This window comes from Brevibacillus sp. MCWH (assembly GCF_013096935.1).
Taxonomy (GTDB): domain Bacteria; phylum Bacillota; class Bacilli; order Brevibacillales; family Brevibacillaceae; genus Brevibacillus; species Brevibacillus aydinogluensis.
The window spans coordinates 142,295-158,872 of sequence record NZ_SDLF01000006.1; the positions used below are offsets into that span (position 1 = coordinate 142,295).

14 protein-coding genes, 1 other RNA gene and 1 other annotated feature are annotated in these 16,578 nt (G+C 59.0%); of the genes, 4 read left to right on the forward strand and 11 right to left on the reverse strand.

Annotation, left to right across the window (positions count from 1 at the left end; translation table 11 throughout):
• Window positions 1-61: 61 nt before the first annotated feature.
• Together ETC00_RS07795 and ETC00_RS07800 are read right to left on the reverse strand one after the other, a co-directional pair.
• Window positions 62-1,105: an oxidoreductase gene (locus ETC00_RS07795; RefSeq protein WP_171565423.1), complete on the reverse strand. Its 1,044-nt coding sequence runs from the start codon at window positions 1,103-1,105 to the stop codon at window positions 62-64.
• Window positions 1,102-1,887: a DeoR/GlpR family DNA-binding transcription regulator gene (locus ETC00_RS07800; RefSeq protein WP_171565424.1), complete on the reverse strand. Its 786-nt coding sequence runs from the start codon at window positions 1,885-1,887 to the stop codon at window positions 1,102-1,104. Before ETC00_RS07800 ends, ETC00_RS07795 begins: the two co-directional genes overlap by 4 nt.
• Window positions 1,888-2,063: 176 nt before the next feature.
• On the opposite strand from ETC00_RS07800, the gene ETC00_RS07805 reads away from it, so the two are divergent.
• Window positions 2,064-2,627, forward strand: coding sequence for a thioredoxin family protein (locus tag ETC00_RS07805; RefSeq protein ID WP_171565425.1), 564 nt, complete (start codon window positions 2,064-2,066; stop codon window positions 2,625-2,627).
• A gap of 102 nt (window positions 2,628-2,729) precedes the next feature.
• Here ETC00_RS07805 and ETC00_RS07810 read toward each other — a convergent pair whose 3' ends face one another.
• The 6 genes from ETC00_RS07810 to ETC00_RS07835 form a co-directional block, all read right to left on the reverse strand.
• Window positions 2,730-3,482 (reverse strand): tRNA threonylcarbamoyladenosine dehydratase, encoded by a 753-nt coding sequence (locus tag ETC00_RS07810; RefSeq protein WP_171565426.1) that lies wholly within the window; start codon window positions 3,480-3,482, stop codon window positions 2,730-2,732.
• Window positions 3,483-3,582: 100 nt separating this feature from the next.
• Window positions 3,583-3,765, reverse strand: a non-coding RNA gene (gene ssrS / locus ETC00_RS07815) — 6S RNA.
• 50 nt (window positions 3,766-3,815) lie between these two features.
• Window positions 3,816-5,603, reverse strand: coding sequence for an aspartate--tRNA ligase (gene aspS, locus ETC00_RS07820; RefSeq protein WP_171565427.1), 1,788 nt, complete (start codon window positions 5,601-5,603; stop codon window positions 3,816-3,818).
• A gap of 51 nt (window positions 5,604-5,654) precedes the next feature.
• Window positions 5,655-6,935 carry a histidine--tRNA ligase gene (gene hisS, locus ETC00_RS07825; protein WP_171565428.1) on the reverse strand — a complete coding sequence of 427 codons (1,281 nt, stop codon included), beginning with the start codon at window positions 6,933-6,935 and terminating at the stop codon, window positions 5,655-5,657.
• A gap of 90 nt (window positions 6,936-7,025) precedes the next feature.
• Window positions 7,026-7,280 (reverse strand) — a binding site (T-box leader).
• 88 nt (window positions 7,281-7,368) lie between these two features.
• On the reverse strand, window positions 7,369-8,892 hold the full coding sequence (locus tag ETC00_RS07830) for a coproporphyrinogen III oxidase (RefSeq protein ID WP_171565429.1): 1,524 nt from the start codon (window positions 8,890-8,892) through the stop codon (window positions 7,369-7,371).
• A 90-nt stretch (window positions 8,893-8,982) separates the two neighbouring features.
• Window positions 8,983-9,156, reverse strand: a complete 174-nt coding sequence (locus ETC00_RS07835; RefSeq protein WP_171565430.1) for a hypothetical protein — start codon at window positions 9,154-9,156, stop codon at window positions 8,983-8,985.
• A gap of 217 nt (window positions 9,157-9,373) precedes the next feature.
• Here ETC00_RS07835 and ETC00_RS07840 point away from each other — a divergent pair, with 217 nt between their 5' ends.
• The 3 genes from ETC00_RS07840 to ETC00_RS07850 all read left to right on the forward strand — a co-directional run bounded on the left by ETC00_RS07840 (window position 9,374) and on the right by ETC00_RS07850 (window position 13,230).
• On the forward strand, window positions 9,374-11,221 hold the full coding sequence (locus tag ETC00_RS07840) for an N-acetylmuramoyl-L-alanine amidase family protein (RefSeq protein ID WP_253264259.1): 1,848 nt from the start codon (window positions 9,374-9,376) through the stop codon (window positions 11,219-11,221).
• Between the two features lie 160 nt (window positions 11,222-11,381).
• A complete protein-coding gene (locus ETC00_RS07845) occupies window positions 11,382-12,182 on the forward strand; it encodes a TetR/AcrR family transcriptional regulator (protein ID WP_171565432.1) in 801 nt (266 codons plus the stop codon).
• A gap of 94 nt (window positions 12,183-12,276) precedes the next feature.
• Window positions 12,277-13,230 (forward strand): alpha/beta fold hydrolase, encoded by a 954-nt coding sequence (locus tag ETC00_RS07850; protein WP_171565433.1) that lies wholly within the window; start codon window positions 12,277-12,279, stop codon window positions 13,228-13,230.
• A 16-nt stretch (window positions 13,231-13,246) separates the two neighbouring features.
• On the opposite strand, the gene ETC00_RS07855 is transcribed toward ETC00_RS07850, so the two are convergent.
• Genes ETC00_RS07855 through ETC00_RS07865 form a run of 3 tightly spaced genes read right to left on the reverse strand, consistent with a single transcriptional unit; the run spans window position 13,247 to window position 16,516 of the window.
• The gene (locus ETC00_RS07855) at window positions 13,247-13,801 is read right to left on the reverse strand and encodes a short-chain dehydrogenase (RefSeq protein WP_253264260.1); all 555 of its coding nucleotides are present in this window, start codon (window positions 13,799-13,801) and stop codon (window positions 13,247-13,249) included.
• Window positions 13,802-13,857: 56 nt separating this feature from the next.
• Window positions 13,858-14,295: a D-aminoacyl-tRNA deacylase gene (dtd, locus tag ETC00_RS07860; protein ID WP_171565434.1), complete on the reverse strand. Its 438-nt coding sequence runs from the start codon at window positions 14,293-14,295 to the stop codon at window positions 13,858-13,860.
• 49 nt (window positions 14,296-14,344) lie between these two features.
• Window positions 14,345-16,516 (reverse strand): RelA/SpoT family protein, encoded by a 2,172-nt coding sequence (locus tag ETC00_RS07865; protein WP_171565435.1) that lies wholly within the window; start codon window positions 16,514-16,516, stop codon window positions 14,345-14,347.
• Between the last annotated feature and the right edge of the window lie 62 nt (window positions 16,517-16,578).

Consider the following 16,578-nt stretch of genomic DNA (forward strand, 5'->3'; position numbering starts at 1 on the left):
TCAGGCGAGTCGGCAGGTCATGTGCCTATAGCAGCGAAGTCCCCCTGCCGGATATGCCCCACTACCGAACCGAGATCACACGCTGTTCCCGGCTGCTCTGCTCCGCCCATTCAATCACCCGAATCACGTTCATCGCATCCACAGGTGAAACAGGCGCCGGTGTATCGGACACAATCGCTTCGTACATCTGTTGATAGTACGTCTGATACGCGCCGGGAATGGTTTCCACGCTGCTGCTCACGTTCAGTTCTCCCACGCTCAGCGTGAGCTGTCCATACGTCTCTTTGCGATCCCTGCCCCACTCAGGTCCTCCCGGGATCTGTCCCGCTCGCAACGCGTCTTCCTGCGGGTCCAAACCGTACTTGATGAAACTGCCCTTGTCGCCGTGAATCATAAATCGGGGACCAGGCTGACGGACCAGCGAACCGGCGTGCAAAATCACCCGCAGCGCCCCGTATCCGAGCACGATGTGGAAAAAGTCCGTCGCCCTGGCTCCGGGACGCTGCGCGCCGACATCGGCCATCACCGTCTGCGGCAGACCGAAGAGATGAAGCGCCTGATCGATCAGATGGGAACCCAGGTCGTACAGAATGCCGGAACCGGGCAAATCCCGCTCCCGCCAGCGGTCGGTCACCTCCGGACGGTAACGGTCGTAGTGCGCTTCATACAGGAAAACCTCCCCCAATGCACCGGTTTGCAGCAGGTGTTTCACCGTCAAAAAATCGTTGTCCCATCTGCGGTTGTGGTAGACGCTGAGCACGCGCCCGCGCGACTCGGCCAGCCGGATCAGCTCTTCCGCTTCCGAAGAGCGGATCACAAACGGCTTCTCCACCACGACATGTTTGCCTGCCAAAAGCGCCTGCTTGGCGTACGGGTAGTGGGAGGTGTTTGGCGCGGCAACGACCACCAGTTCAATCTGATCGTCAGACAAAAGATCATCCACGCTGGCGACCACCTCTGCCTCGGGCAGGTCGGCACGCACCTTTTCCGGACGGGATGAGACGACCTTCGCCAGTTTTAATCCCGGCACTGCCCGAATCACCGGCGCATGAAAGACCTGGCCCGATAATCCATATCCAATCAACCCGACGTTTACCTGTTTCACAATGTTCCTCCCCCTTGCTCCGTCAAACGGGAAGCGACCAAGAGCTCCACGCCCGCCTGCTCCAATGCGCCCCGAACCGTTTCCGCCGGCTCCGCGTCGGTGACGACGATGTCGATTTTGTCCAGGCTGCACACCTTGTGAAACAGCCGCTTGCCAAACTTGCTGGAATCGGCCAGCACGATGACCTGATCGGCGCATGCCAGCATTGCCTTTTTCACGTACGCTTCGTCCACCGTTTGGGCGGTCAGTCCTTCCGACGTGATGCCGCACGCGCCGAGCAGCAGTTTGTCTACGCGCATTTCGTGCAGATCGGCGATCGTCTTGGGCCCAAACAAGCCGCGGTGCCAGACGTTTAGCTGACCGCCGAGCAGATGTATTTCCGCCGACCGCTTCCGGCTGAAAATGTCGGCCACGTCAATGGAGTTGGTGACGATTACGCACTGTTCGGCTGACATGCATTCCGCCGCAAACTGCACCGTCGTGGCCGTATCCAACAGAAGATAGTCACCGCTGCGGATCAACGACGCAGCCGCCCTGCCTATCTCCCGTTTGCCAGCGGGGTTGTTCAATCGCTCTTGGTAGCTCTGCACATGCTTGGTCAAGGTGGGCAGCACTGCTCCGCCGCGGACGCGAATGATTTCCCCTCGCTCCTCCAATTTGACCAGGTCGCGGCGGGCCGAGTCGCGGGAAATGCCAAACCAGTCGCACATTTGCTCCACAGTGATCCGCTGGTGTCGCTGCAGATGGCGCAGGACAGCGGCTAGACGTTCTTCTTGCTGCATGGTAACTCCCTCGTTTACGGAAAAGTTATCTCTATGATAAGCATTTTGCTTACGACCGTCAAAAATATTCGTGTATTGCGAGTGGTTTGTAAGCAAAACGCGCAATACCGTTGATCAGGAAAAGGAGATGCGCTATAGTAGACGGAAACGATATCCAAGGAGAGGAGCGAATCAACATGGCCCGGACAGAATCCACGATGTTCCCGCTCGGTCAAAAGGCACCTGACTTCGCACTGCCGGACACGGTAACCGGCAAGGTCATGTCGCTTTCCGAGCTTGCCTCCAAACAGGCGACGGTGATCATGTTCATCTGCAACCACTGCCCGTTTGTCAAACACGTACAAGCGGAACTGGTACGCCTTGCGAACGACTACCTTCCCAAGGGCGTCTCCTTCATCGCGATCAGTTCCAATGACGCTGCCGCCTATCCGGACGATTCGCCCGAGCGGATGAAGCAGGTGGCAGAAGAATGGAAGTATCCCTTCCCGTACCTGTACGACGAAACGCAGGAGGTCGCTCGCGCCTATCAGGCCGCGTGCACACCCGACTTTTACGTGTTCGACGGCAATCTGGCATGCGCCTATCGCGGTCAATTGGACGACTCCCGTCCAGGCAACGACATTCCTGTCACCGGCGCGTCCATCCGCGCTGCTCTGGATCAACTGCTCAAAGGCGAGCCCGTAACCGTCCCGCAAAAACCCAGTCTTGGCTGCAATATCAAGTGGAAACAGCCTGAATGATGAATGAACAAAACCCACTACCGAAAGCTGGTAGTGGGTTTTGTATCATTATGTCTGCAGTCAAAGAAGCTTGCGTCCTTTTCGCAGCAGCTTTTCCTTGGGTTATCCTTTTGCCGGCTGCCAGTCCAGTATGTCGCGGACGACGACGCTGGCCAGAATCAGCCCCGCAACGGAAGGCACAAACGCGTTGCTTGCCGGGGGACGGCGCGCCTTGCTGATCGGCGAATTGGTATCGGCAATCTGGGTACGCACGTCTTCGCGGATCGTTACCGGAATTTCTTTGGAATACACCACTTTGACGCCTTTGTGGATGCCTTTTTTCCGCAGTTCGCGCCGGATCACCTTGGCGATCGGGTCGTAGCTGGTCTGGGAAATGTCAGCCACTTCGAACCGGGTCGGGTCCATCTTGTTCGCCGCCCCCATGCTGGAGACGATCGGAATGCCGCGCCGCTTCGCCTCCTGGATCACGTGAAGCTTGGCCGTCATGAGGTCCATCGCGTCAACGATGTAATCCAGCTTGTGGGCGAAAAGCTGATCGGCCGTCTCCTGGTTGTAAAACATGTTCAGTGTGACCACTTCGCACTCCGGATTGATCGCAGCGATGCGCTCCTTCATCAGCTCGGTCTTTGGCTGGCCGATGGTATGCAGGGTGGCGTGAATCTGCCGGTTGATGTTGGTGATGTCCACCACGTCCTTGTCCACCAGCACCAGCTTGCCGACGCCAGTGCGGGCCAATGCCTCCACCGTAAACGAACCGACGCCGCCGATGCCCAGCACGGCGACGGTGCTGTTTTTCATTTTTTCCAAGCCCTCGGGACCGAAGGCCAGCTCACAACGGGAAAATTGATGAAGCATGTTTCCGTCAACCTCTTCCTCTCACACGATCTGTACGACCCGGCTTCTCCCTCTTGCCCGCTGTAATGATCATCGGAAAAGTAGGAATCCCGGGCAAAAAAGGAGCCCCATAATGCCGTGCAGCTCCTGAAGTTTTGAACCTGCGCCTGGCAGGTGGGTGTCTCGCCCAACCGTTCCGGACGTCCACTCGATGGAGGCGTGTCCTCGCGGGTGGGACGGCAGACTCCCATGAATGTGTTTGTGGCTCAAAACTATTCGGAAGTCACGGGCATCGCAGGGCTATTCTTCAGTATAACCAATGTATCAGAGGCGAATGCGCCTGTGCAAGTACGCTTATTCCTGCTCGTCTTCTTCCTTGACCGTGGTGGTGATGTTCAGTTCGGCAAGCTGCAGCGGCGATACTTGTCCCGGTGCGTCCGTCATCAGGTCGCTGGCGCTTGCCGTTTTCGGGAAGGCGATGACTTCGCGCAGGTTGTTGCGGCCGGCCAGCAGCATGACCAGACGGTCCAGACCGAGGGCAATGCCGCCGTGCGGAGGCGTGCCGTATTCAAAGGCATCCAGCAGGAAGCCGAATTGCTTGCGCGCTTCCTCCTGCGAAAAACCGAGTGCCTTGAACATTTTTTCCTGCACGTCACGCTTGTAAATCCGCATCGAACCGCCGCCCAGCTCGTAGCCGTTGAGCACCATGTCATACGCCTGTGCCCTGATCTGTCCCGGGTCGGTTTCAAACAGATGCAGGTCTTCGTCTTTCGGACGCGTGAACGGATGGTGCAGGGCGACGTAGCGCTGCGCTTCTTCGTCCCATTCCAACAGCGGGAAGTCCACCACCCACAGGAAGGCAAACTTGCTGTGGTCGATCAGGCCAAGCTCTTCACCCAGTTTGGAACGCAGTGCGCCCAGCGCGTCTGCCACCACTTTCGGCTTGTCGGCCACAAACAGAAGCAGGTCGCCTTCTTCCGCTGCCAGCCGCTGTTTCAGCGCGTCAATTTCTTCCGCAGAGAAGAACTTGGCGATCGGCCCTTTCACCTCGCCGTCCTTGAAGCCCATCCAGGCCAACCCTTTCGCCCCGTAGCGGGCCGCGAATTTGCCCAGATCGTCCGCTTCCTTGCGGGAGTAGTGGCCGCATCCTTTGGCATTGATCGCTTTTACCTGGCCACCGGTAGCGACGGCACCGGCGAATACTTTGAAATTGCAGTTGGCCACGAGATCGGACACGTCCGTCAGCTCCATGCCGAAGCGGATGTCCGGCTTGTCGGAACCGTAGCGGGCCATCGCTTCCGCATAGGTAAGGCGCGGGAACGGCGTAGGAACGTCCACGCCAATCGTTTCCTTGAAAACGTGGGCGACCATCTGCTCCATCATCGGCAGCAGCTCTTCCATGGACAAGAACGACGTCTCGATGTCCACCTGGGTAAACTCGGGCTGACGGTCAGCGCGCAGGTCTTCATCGCGGAAGCAGCGGGCGATCTGGTAGTAGCGCTCCAGGCCGGAGATCATCAGCAGCTGCTTAAACAACTGCGGCGATTGCGGCAGCGCGTAAAATTCGCCCGGATGTACGCGGGACGGCACCAGGTAGTCGCGCGCCCCTTCCGGTGTGCTCTTGGTCAGGATCGGCGTCTCCACTTCAACGAAGCCGCGGCTGTCCAAAAAGTCGCGGAATGCCTTGGACGCCTTGCTGCGCAGCAGCAGAGCGCGCTGCATCTCCGGACGGCGCAGGTCCAGATAGCGGTACTTGAGTCGGACCTGCTCATCCACGTCGATTTCGTCTTCGATCACAAACGGCGGTGTCTTCGCATCATTGAGAACCTCGATTTCGGCGACGTGCACTTCCACTTCGCCGGTTTTCAGCTTCGGGTTGACCGCTTCCGGATCGCGCTGGACCACGGTTCCCTTAACGGCCAGCACGTATTCGCTGCGGACCTTGTCGGCGATTTCCCACGCTGTTTTGTTATATTCCGGGTTGAACACGATCTGCACGATGCCGGTCCGGTCGCGGAAGTCGATGAAAATCACTCCGCCCAGGTCGCGCCGTTTCTGCACCCAGCCATTCAGGACGACCTCCTGCCCGATGTGTTCCTTGCTTACTTCTCCACAATGCACGGTACGGTATTGCCACGTCATCTTCGGTATTCCTCCACTCTTCATCTCTGCGAATTATACTGAACCATTTTGTTATGCGCGTGCCGCCAGTCGTTCGGCCAGCACGGCGGCGACCTGGTCGCGCTTTACTTCCTGCTGTTCGCCGGTCGCCATCTCCTTGAGGACGACCGTGCCGTTTGCCAGTTCCGCCTCGCCGATAATCGCCGTATAAGCGGCACCCAGCCGGTCGGCCTGCTTGAACTGCGCCTTCATTTTGCGATCCAGGTAGTCCAGATCGGCGGACACCCCGGCGCGGCGCAGCTCGTCGACGAGGATGAACGCCTCCTGCTTTGCATCAGGGGTCTGGATCGCCACGAAGCAGTCAATCCCCCCGCTCACAGGCAGCTGGACGCCCTGCTTTGCCAGCGCGAGCAGCAGCCGCTCAATGCTGAGCGCAAAGCCAATGCCCGGCATGTCTTCGCCGCCCAGTTCGGCCACAAGCCCGTTGTAACGGCCGCCGCCGCAGAGCGTTTCGACAGCGCCGATTTCCGCCATTTTGATCTCAAATGCCGTCAGGGTGTAGTAATCCAGTCCCCGCACCAGCCGCGGATTGACCGTGTACGGGATGTTGAGCGCGCTCAGATAGCCCTTGACCGCCTCAAAGTGGGCAGCGGACTCGTCGCTCAGGTAGTCGAGAATGGACGGTGCGTCCTTGGTCAGCGTCCGGCATTTTTCGTTTTTGCAGTCCAGCACGCGCAGCGGGTTGCGGTCAATGCGGGATTGACAGTCGGCGCACAGCTCGCTGCGGACGCCGTTCAGGTGGGCGAGCAGGTGCTCGCGGTGGCGGGCGCGGTCCTCAAGGGTGCCGACACTGTTCAGCTCCACGCTCAAGCCCGTCAGTCCCATCTCCTGGTAGAATCGCATCGCCAGCGCGATCACTTCCGCGTCAATAGCCGGATCGCTGGAGCCGATCGCCTCCACCCCAAACTGGACAAACTGGCGGTAGCGTCCGGCCTGGGGACGTTCATGGCGAAACATCGGGCCCAGGTAGTACACTTTCACCGGCTGGTTGGGCTGCCCGTACAGCTTGTGCTCGACATAGGCGCGCACCACGCCGGCCGTCCCTTCCGGCCTGAGTGTCAGCGCGTCGTCGCTGCGCGGATTGGAGACGCTGTACATCTCCTTTTCCACGATGTCCGTGGTTTCGCCCACGCCGCGTTGAAACAGCTCCGTGCTCTCAAACAACGGCGTGCGGATTTCCTGATAATTGTAGCGGCGGCTAAGGTCGCGGGCCCTGGCCTCGACGTACTGCCACAGCTCCACGGTACCGGGCATGATGTCCTGCGTACCGCGGGGAATTTGAATCCTTGTCATCTTGCCTGAAACCTCCATTGTCTGTTCCCGCAGGAACGTTGGTAAGCAAAATAAAAAAATCTCCCGCCGCCCGACATGCCGTCTGGACATGTCAGGGACGAGAGATGGTTTTCCCGTGGTGCCACCCTGATTGGACTCCGACAGGGAGTCCCGCTTGTTGGCCGTTAACGCCGGCGTACGCCTGCCGGTTACTGGGATGGCGGCCGAAATTGCGCCGTTTTTTCCGTTCACCGACGGTCCTCGGGGATGTCATTCGCCAGGCCGTTATAGAGAAACGCTCTCAGCCGCGGCGCTTCCTCTCTGGCTATCCGTCTCCTGGGTACTTGTTCCCGTCATCAGATCAGACAATTGATCTATCGTGAAAGCTTAATGAAAATCATAGCAAACCGCCAATCCGCCGTCAACAGGCGCTCGGTAAAACTTTTTCCACCGGCTACTCCGCCTGCTGCGCAGGTGCGGCTGCGGTCCCAAAGTAGACCTGATCGAGATCACGGAGCTTTTCTTCCGTCAGTTTCCGGTAGGTTTCGTTGTACGTCTTGGGGTCTTTGGGATTGGGCCAGCGCGTCAGCTTGCCGCTGCCGGGCGCCATCAGCTTGGACACGGCGCCGCAACCCAGCCCCAGGATAGTCTGAACTTCTTCCATGATCATGATATTGTAGATGCTCTCCCGGCCGTCAAGGGCGTAGCCGACATTTTCCAGGTTGCCGAGGATGTTTTTCTGCCGGTAGAGGTAGTACGGATGGTAGCCGTGGGCTTTCGTCCACTCCGACGCCAGCTCCATCATCCGGCTGATCTCCTCCCGGCTGGCTACCTTGTAGCGCTCTTTGTTTTGCGTCATCTCGGACGCCCGCTTGAACGAGAGGGTGTGCACCGTCAGCGAGGCGGGCATCAGTTTTTCCACTTCCCGCAGGCTGTGTTCCAGCTCGGCCAGTCCTTCGTTGGGCAGGCCGATGATCAGGTCCATGTTGATGTTGGTCAGCCCCATCTCCATGGCGAGATGGTACTTTTCAATTGTCTCCTCGACCGTGTGGTGGCGGCCAATTGCATGGAGCGTCTCCTGGGTAAACGACTGCGGGTTGATGCTGATCCGGTCCACGTTCCAGCGCTTCATCACCGCCAGCTTTTCCCGCGTGATCGTATCGGGCCGTCCCGCTTCCACGGTCAGCTCGCGCACATCAGCCATGTGCGGAAACGAGCGGTGCATCTTGTCGAACAGCTGATCCAGATCTTCGGCTGTAATGCTGGTCGGCGTGCCGCCTCCAAAGTACACGGAGGTAATCCGCATGTCATGCCGCTTCAGCCACTCGCCCAGCCGTTCCATCTCGTAATGCAATCCTTCCAGAAACGGATTGACGGAGGCGGTGTGGCTGCGGATGGCGTAGGCGGGAAAGGTGCAGTAGGCGCACTTGGTGGGACAAAACGGGATGCCGATGTAGACGGACAGCTCCCGGTCGATCCGGTACAAATCAGGCACCACCTGCAGCTGCCGGTCGACAATCTCCTGCAGCAGGCGGAGCTTGTATGGCCGGACCATGAAGTCCTGCCGCAGCCGGCGGTGTGCTTCTTCCTGACTGGCGCCGGAAGAGAGCAGATGATGCAGCAACTTGGTGGGGCGGATGCCGGTCAGGATGCCCCAGCCCTGCTCCATGCCGGTGAACTCCTCCAGCATGACCAGCAGGACGTAGCTGACCGCCTGCTTGGCGACTTTCCGCTTCCCTATCTCATCCAGGCCGGCAGTCTGTCTCTCAGCGCTGTGGACAAACCGGCGCCCTCCGGCCAACAGCTCGCCCTCCGCCGATACACTGCCGTCCCTTTCTGACAGAGCAATCCGGATGCGTACTCCCTCATCGCCGCTCCATTCGTCCACGTAGGCGATCTCCGGGTCTTCGTAAAACAAAGCGAGAATCAAGGCGATTTCCCGCTCGAATGCATGTCCTTCACATTTGACTTGTATCATCGGTTCCACCTGCTTTTCAGTATGCCACCCTTCATCTTATCCGACCTGAAAAGCCGGGTCAACCGAATCGGCCGGTGCAAAAACATCGCGTCATGGGTGCAGCTTTCGCCTCAATGTCCGTACGTCCCGCACGCTGATGTCGAATTCCCTCGACAATTCCACGTCGGTGAGCGCGGATTCTTTCTCCAGAAAATCGTGGAAATCGACAGAAAACAGGCGACGATTGGCTTCCTGGGCAAATGCTTCCTTGTTGGATTGTCTCACTTTGTTCTCCTCGCTTTCTCGATGCATGCTCCAATCCCTAGTATGGCCGCGTCCGGAGAAAAGCATAAGCGAGGCGGAGCCAGGTGTGCCGTTTTGAGCGCAACGATTCGCAATTGCAAAAGAAGTTTGTCGGATAATGCAGGAAAAAGCAGGGGAAAGGCCGAAGGTATAACTTGGCAAATCATGCATGCGATCGACTTTTACTATCATGGAAAGGATGTCTGACGTGTTTCAGCAACAAAAGATTCTGCGGACCATTATGGCGGCGGTCTGCATCGTATCGCTTCCCGTATCGGCCGCAAAGGCGGAGAGTTCCGTCCAGGTCAGCGTGGACAAGCTGAACGTTCGATCCGGGCCAAGCCTGCAGGATCAGGTGCTTACCACGCTGCCCGTCAACAGCGTCCTGCCGGTCCTTGCCGAGCAAGGCGAGTGGCTGAACGTCCGGCTTCCCGACGGCCGCACCGGCTGGGTGGCCGGCTGGCTGGTCAAACCGACAGCCCAAGCGAACACAGGACTGCTGGCGGAGAGCCAAACGACCAACCTCAACGTGCGTACTGGTCCCGGCCTGACGTATTCCGTCATTCAGACCATTAATCCGGGTACGCGCTATCCGATCGTGCAGCGCAGTGGGGATTGGCTGATGATTGAGCTGCCCTCACAGAAAAAAGGGTGGGTGGCCAGCTGGCTGGTCACTGAGCACCGCGCTGCCGATCAAGGGACGACGGCGCCCGGCGGCGTTAGCGGCGGACAAGCTAACGGCAGCGCACCGGCGACGTCTCCCGCCGGACAGACAAATCAGCAGGGGCGCGAGCTGATCCTGGACTACGCGCCGTACGTCTACCCCGTACCGGACTACGCGCAGCCAGCCATCGGACAGCTCCACAACGGCGAGATCATCACCGTTTTGACGGAACAAAACGGGTGGATCCAGTTTCCCTACAACGGCGTCAACGCCTGGATACCCAAACAGGGAACGGGCCAGACTCCGGCTCCAGCCGGCAGCGGCCAGCCAAATCCGAATCCGCCGCAGCCTGCTCCGAACGCCGGTGCGCCCAGCTCCGGCCAGCCGCAATCTCCCGCAAAGCAGACTGCCACGGTCCAGACAGACGGTCTCAACCTGCGCGGCCAGCCCAGCACGAACAGTCCCATCCTGGGAACGTTAAAGCTGGGGACCACGCTGACCATTCTGGAACAGCAGGGCGATTGGTACCGCGTCCAGACACCGGACGGCAAAACCGGCTGGGTGGCCGGCTGGCTCATCAGCGTGCAGCAACCGGCCATGTCCGGTCCGCACGTCACCATATTGAATCCGGACACCAACATTCGCTCCGGTCCCGGCACCCAGTACGACATCATCAAACGGGTACAGACCGGGGAAAAATACGCGATCGTGAAAAAAGAAGGAGACTGGTTCCAAATCACCTTGAGCGACGGTTCGACAGGCTACGTCGCCGGATGGCTGGTGTCTCCGCAGGGCATGCCTCCCGTCATCAAGGGCAATGAACTGGTCGGCAAGGTGATCGTGGTCGACCCCGGCCACGGCGGCAACGACACGGGAGCGACCGGTTCCAGCTTTTCCACACAGGAAAAGACGGTCAACCTGCAGGTAGGGCTGCTGCTGAAAAACAAGCTGGAAGCAGCCGGAGCCAAGGTGATCATGACCCGCAGTGACGACCGCAAGCTCACGCTGCAGCAGCGCGTGGACATTGCCGTGCAGAACAATGCGGACATTTTCGTCAGCATTCACCACAACACCCATCCCAACTCGCAGACAAACGGCACGATCGTCTTTTATTACAACCAGGGCAATTCGAGCAAGCTCGCCTCGCTGGTGCAAAGCGAAATCGTCAAGGCGACCAACTACAAGGACCTGCAGTCCAGGTTCGGCAACTACTACGTCCTGCGGGAGAATCCGATTCCGTCCATTCTGGCAGAGATCGGTTTCCTCTCCAACTACAACGAAGAGATGCGGCTGCGTTCCGAAAAACAACAGGATTTGGCCGCCGAAGGGCTGTACAAAGGCATTCTGCAGTACTTCGCCTCCCAAAACGTTCAGGGAGGATAAGCGTAAGACCCCTTGTCCGTTTTCCATGGAGAAAACGGCAAGGGGGTTTTTCGTTCGTCCGCGATGCAAGGAAACCATTTCCTTGACATCCATTTCATGCAACAGTTATGCTGAAGACATACTCATCAGTATGGAATGAATACATGGTCGGAGAGATACGATGACGACACGCGAACGAATCATGGAAGCGGCCCGACGGTTGGCCGCCCGCCACCCTTTTGACAGAATCAGTTTCGCCGATGTGGCGAAAGCGGCCGGCGTCCACTGGACAGCGGTGAGACGCCACTTCGGCAGCAAGCAGGAGATGAGAGTCTGGCTGGCCCAACAGCAGGAAGACAACGTGCCGTCACTGGCCGATACGCGGACGCGCATTTTGGATGCTGCCGCCCGCGTATTCGCCCGACTGGGGTATGCCGGAGCATCGTTGGAACAGGTGGCCGCCGACGCCGGGATGACAAAGGGAGCCGTCTACTGGCACTTTTCTAGCAAAAGCGATCTGTTCGCCGCCTTGTGCGAGAAAAACCTCACGCAGCAGCTCAAGATGCTTACCCAACAGGCGGGTTCCGCCCTCAATTCGGCTGTTCCCGCACAGGGGCTCGCCCGTTTGCTGCAGTCGCAATTTGCCTGCGTGGAAGAGGGTCAGGGCAATCCGATGCTGTTTTTCGAATTTGTCACCGCCAGCCGTGATCCGGCGGTCGGCGAAGTTCTGCGGGACGCGTACGGAAAAATCATCGACGGCGTCAGCGGCGTCCTCGCGCAGCTGCAGGAAAGCGGCGTCGTTAAACACGATGTCGCCCCGGACTCCTTGGCAGTTCTGTTCCAGGCGTTAATCAACGGCCTGATCTTGGGCTGGCTGATTGACCCGGACCGCATCCGCTTTGAGCAGGTGGTGCCCGAGCTGTCGAGAGTCCTCTGGGAAGGCCTGCAGCCCTCGGTGGACGACGCCACTGCACCCGTTTGAAAGGCAAACGGGTTTTTTTCAGCAACCACATACTTATTGGTACGTTATTCTCATACGTTTACGTATGTAAAACGAATAGAAAGGGATGATGGAGATGATGGAGATCTATGCGATCGCGGGGGCGACAGCAGTCATGGTGGCGCTTCATGCGCACAACCACCGGAAGGTACGCCGCGCCCAAATGGCCTTTCCTCCTCGCGGATCATTCGTCACGGTGGAAGGACTGCGCCTGCACTACGTCTGTCAGGGGGCGGGACAACCGGTCGTGCTGCTGCACGGCGGAATGCTCTCCGCCTGCGATTACGCCGGGGTATTGGAATTGGCCGCAGAAGCAGGCTTCCAGGCCATCGCGTTTGACCGGCCAGGCTACGGCTACAGCGAGCGGCCCCGGCGGGACATGTCGACGCCGGCAGTTCAGGCCCGCCTGCTGCGGGACGCGCTTTCCGTCCTTCAGGTGAAATCCCCCATTCTGGTGGCCCATTCGTGGAGCGGGTCGCTCGCGCTTTCCTATGCTTTGACCTATCCCGACGAGATCGCCGGTCTCGTACTCCTGGCACCGGGGGCCTACGCGGGTGACGCCTATCCGGCCGGAACGGCGGACCTTTTGATTGGCCGACTGCTGCGCGTTCCCTGGCTGGGCGAATTGCTGGCCAACACCGTGCTTCCGCCGTTGGCACGGCTGCTCACCAAACCGATGGTCACGGCGACATTTTCTCCTGACCCAGTGCCGCCGGGCTACCTGGAACAGGCCCGAGCCTTGTGGTCGAGACCGGGTCAGTTGAGGGCCAACCGCGAAGACATTTTGGCCTACGTCCGTACGGTCCCGCAGTGGGAGCCGCAATACGCCGAGATTCGCACGCCGGTCGTGATCGTCGTCGGCGATGCCGATCCGTTCCACCCCGAGCTGCAAGCCGGCCGCCTGCATCGGGAGATCGGCCACTCCCGGTTGGTGGTGCTCCCCGGCACCGGCCACATGATCCCGGATGTGCGTCCGGATGCCGTGGTGGAAGCTGTGCACATGGTATTGAAACACAAACAGTCGAGCTAGGCTCGGCTTCGTTTTCTCAGACCGGCCGCCTGTCCCACGGCTCCACCTGGCCGACGACCGAGAACGGCAAGTCGCCCTGGATCGCCGCACGGACGCCGACGGTGATCTCCTCGTTGGTCAGCCAGCGGGAATCGTCTCCCTGCAGCCGAAACCCGAGCAGAATCCGCCGGTACAAACAGTTGGGCACGTCGGCGACGCGGGGCGGTTCCTTGTAGGCACGGCTGCCGCAGACGTGAAACAGCCGCCATGTCCTGCGTTGCGCCGACAGTTCCTGCTGAACCGCCGGGAGCGCGTGGGGAGCGGTCGAGTGAATCCAGGCTACCACCAGATCGATTCCGCCCCGCTCGCGAACCAATGACGCGACCACTTCCCGAAACCGGTCCGTCTGGTGATAATCGACCGGCAGCAGGGAGAACCCCTCCGGCCTGCCGGATCGCTCCACCAGGGCCTGCAGCTTCTTCCGGTCTCGCCCAATCACGGCCACATGGTATCCCGCTTCCTGCAGCCACAGCGAGACCCCGGCCAGCATGCCGCTTCCGCCGATTACCAACGCTTCACGTCCCATCGCCATCCCCCTCTCCGATTCCCGTACGCTTCGCGATTAACCCGGACCTTCCGCCGTGGAAGTCACGACTCCACGATCAGCGTGACGGGGCCGTCGTTGACCAGCCGCACTTCCATCATCGCACCAAACCGGCCTGTCTCCACATGCAGCCCTTTTTCCCGCAGCTTGTCGTTGAACAGTTCGTACAGCGGTTCCGCCTGTTCGGGGCGGGCCGCCGCCATGAAGTTGGGCCGCCTGCCCTTGCGGCAATCTCCATAGAGGGTAAACTGGGAGACGGACAAAATCTGTCCCTTTTGCTCCAGTACAGAGTGGTTCATTTTTCCCTCGCTGTCTTCAAAAATGCGCAGGTGGGCGATTTTTTCGGCGACAAACTCCACGTCCTGTTCGGTATCCTCATGGGTAATGCCGACCAGGAGCACAAGCCCGTGCTCAATCTGTCCGACGATCTCTCCCCCTACTGTAACGCTTGCTTCCTTGGAGCGCTGTACCACTACGCGCATGCATGATTCTCCCTTCTCTCTCAAATGAAGAGCACCCAATCTCTCGCGATCAGGTGCTTAAAATCCGCCGCACGGAATAAATGTCTTTGATGCTTTTGATTCGCTCCACCACTTTTTGCAGGTGGGCCACATTGCTTATCGTAATCGTCATGTGGATGGTAGCGAGACGGTTTTTGTCCGCTTTGCCGCTGACTGCGGCGATGTTGGTCTTGGTCTCCGCCACGACCTGCAGCACATCATTGAGCAGGCCGCTGCGATCCTGACCGGTGATTTCGATGTCCACGTTGTAGTTGTGCTTGGCGTCGGCATCCCACTCCACGTCGATCAGCCGCTCCAGGCACTCTTCCGTCAATACGTTGGGACAGTCACGCCGGTGAACCGATACGCCCCGGCCGCGAGTGACGAAGCCGATGATCTGATCGCCCGGAATGGGCGTGCAACATCGCGATATCCGCACCAGCAGGTTGTCTACGCCGCGCACTTTTACGCCCGATTCGCTGCGTGCGATCTGCGGGGACGGACTCGGTTTGTACTCCGGTGCGGGCGGGTTCTGTTCCTCCCGCTCCCGCCGCACCTTGTCGATCAGCCGGGTGACGATCTGTGCGGCGGTGATGCCGCCGTAGCCGACTGCAGCGAACATGTCCTCGTGCCCCTGGAAGTTGAAGCGTGCCGCCGCCTCTTTCAGGTTGGCTTCGGTCATCACCTCTTTGACGTCGTAACCGCGTGCCTTGATCTCCGCCTCCACCATCTGCTGCCCTTTGGCGACGTTTTCTTCCCGCTTCTCCTTTTTAAACCACTGCTTGATCTTGTTGCGAGCGTGGGCTGACTTGGCAATTTTCAGCCAATCCTGGCTGGGGCCGTAGGAATGCTTGGAGGTGAGAATTTCGACGATGTCACCCGTTTTCAGCGCGTAGTCCAACGGGACGATCTTGCCGTTGACCTTGGCGCCGATGGTGCGGTTGCCGACCGCCGAGTGAATCCGGTAGGCAAAGTCCAGCGGCACGGACCCTTTGGGCAGTTCCACTACGTCTCCTTTTGGTGTAAAGACGAACACCGTGTCGGAGAACAAGTCCTGCTTCAGCGACTCCATGAATTCCTGAGCGTTGGGCGCCTCCTCGGACCCCCCCTGGATGATCTCGCGCAGATTGCCCAGCTTTTCGGCAAACGAGCCCTGCACGATGCTTTTGCCTTCCTTGTAAGCCCAGTGGGCGGCGATCCCGATCTCCGCCGTCCGGTGCATCTCCCAGGTGCGGATCTGCACTTCCAGCGGTTCCCCTTTTGGCCCAATCACAGTGGTGTGCAGGGATTGGTACATGTTGGCCTTGGGCATCGCGATATAGTCCTTGAAGCGGCCCGGCATCGGCTTCCACAGCGTGTGAACGATGCCCAGCACCGCGTAGCAGTCGCGGATGTCGTTGACGATGATACGCAGCGCAAGCAGGTCGTAAATCTCGTTAAACTGCTTGTTTTTCTTGGTCATCTTCTTGTAGATGCTGTAAATGTGCTTCGGCCGGCCGGAAATCTCCGCCTCGATGTTCAGCTCTTTCAGCTTCTCCTTGATCATCTCGGCGGCCTCGTTGATGTACGCCTCCCGCTCGGCCCGCTTTTTCTGCATCAGGTTGACGATGCGGTAATACTGCTGCGGATTCAGGTAGCGCAGGGCCGTATCCTCCAGCTCCCACTTGACCGAAGCAATCCCCAGCCGGTGAGCCAGCGGTGCAAAGATTTCCAGTGTTTCGTCGGAAATTTCCCGCTGTTTTTCCTCGGACATGTGGCGCAGTGTCCGCATGTTGTGCAGGCGGTCGGCCAGCTTGATCATGATGACCCGGATGTCCTGGGCCATTGCGACCAGCATCTTGCGGTGGTTTTCCGCCAACTGTTCCTCTTTGGACTTGTATTTGATTTTCTCCAACTTGGTCACGCCGTCGACCAACAGCGCTACTTCCGAACCGAACTCTTCACGAATGCGATCCAGCGTAACGTCGGTATCTTCCACGACGTCATGCAAAAAGCCGGCGGCGATCGTCACTGCGTCCATATGCAGGTTGGCGAGAATCCCCGCGACGGCTATCGGATGCATGATGTACGGGACACCCGATTTGCGCACCTGACCTTCATGCGCTTTCTCCGCCAGGCGGTAGGCGCGCGTAATCAGATCCATATCGGTTTGGGACAAATAGCTGCTTGCTTTATTCAGTACTTCTTCCACGCCGGTGCTCATAGTTCCCTTCCCTTATCCTCTCATACAGAAACTTCCCACGAAGCCGGTTCACCTGTTCCATC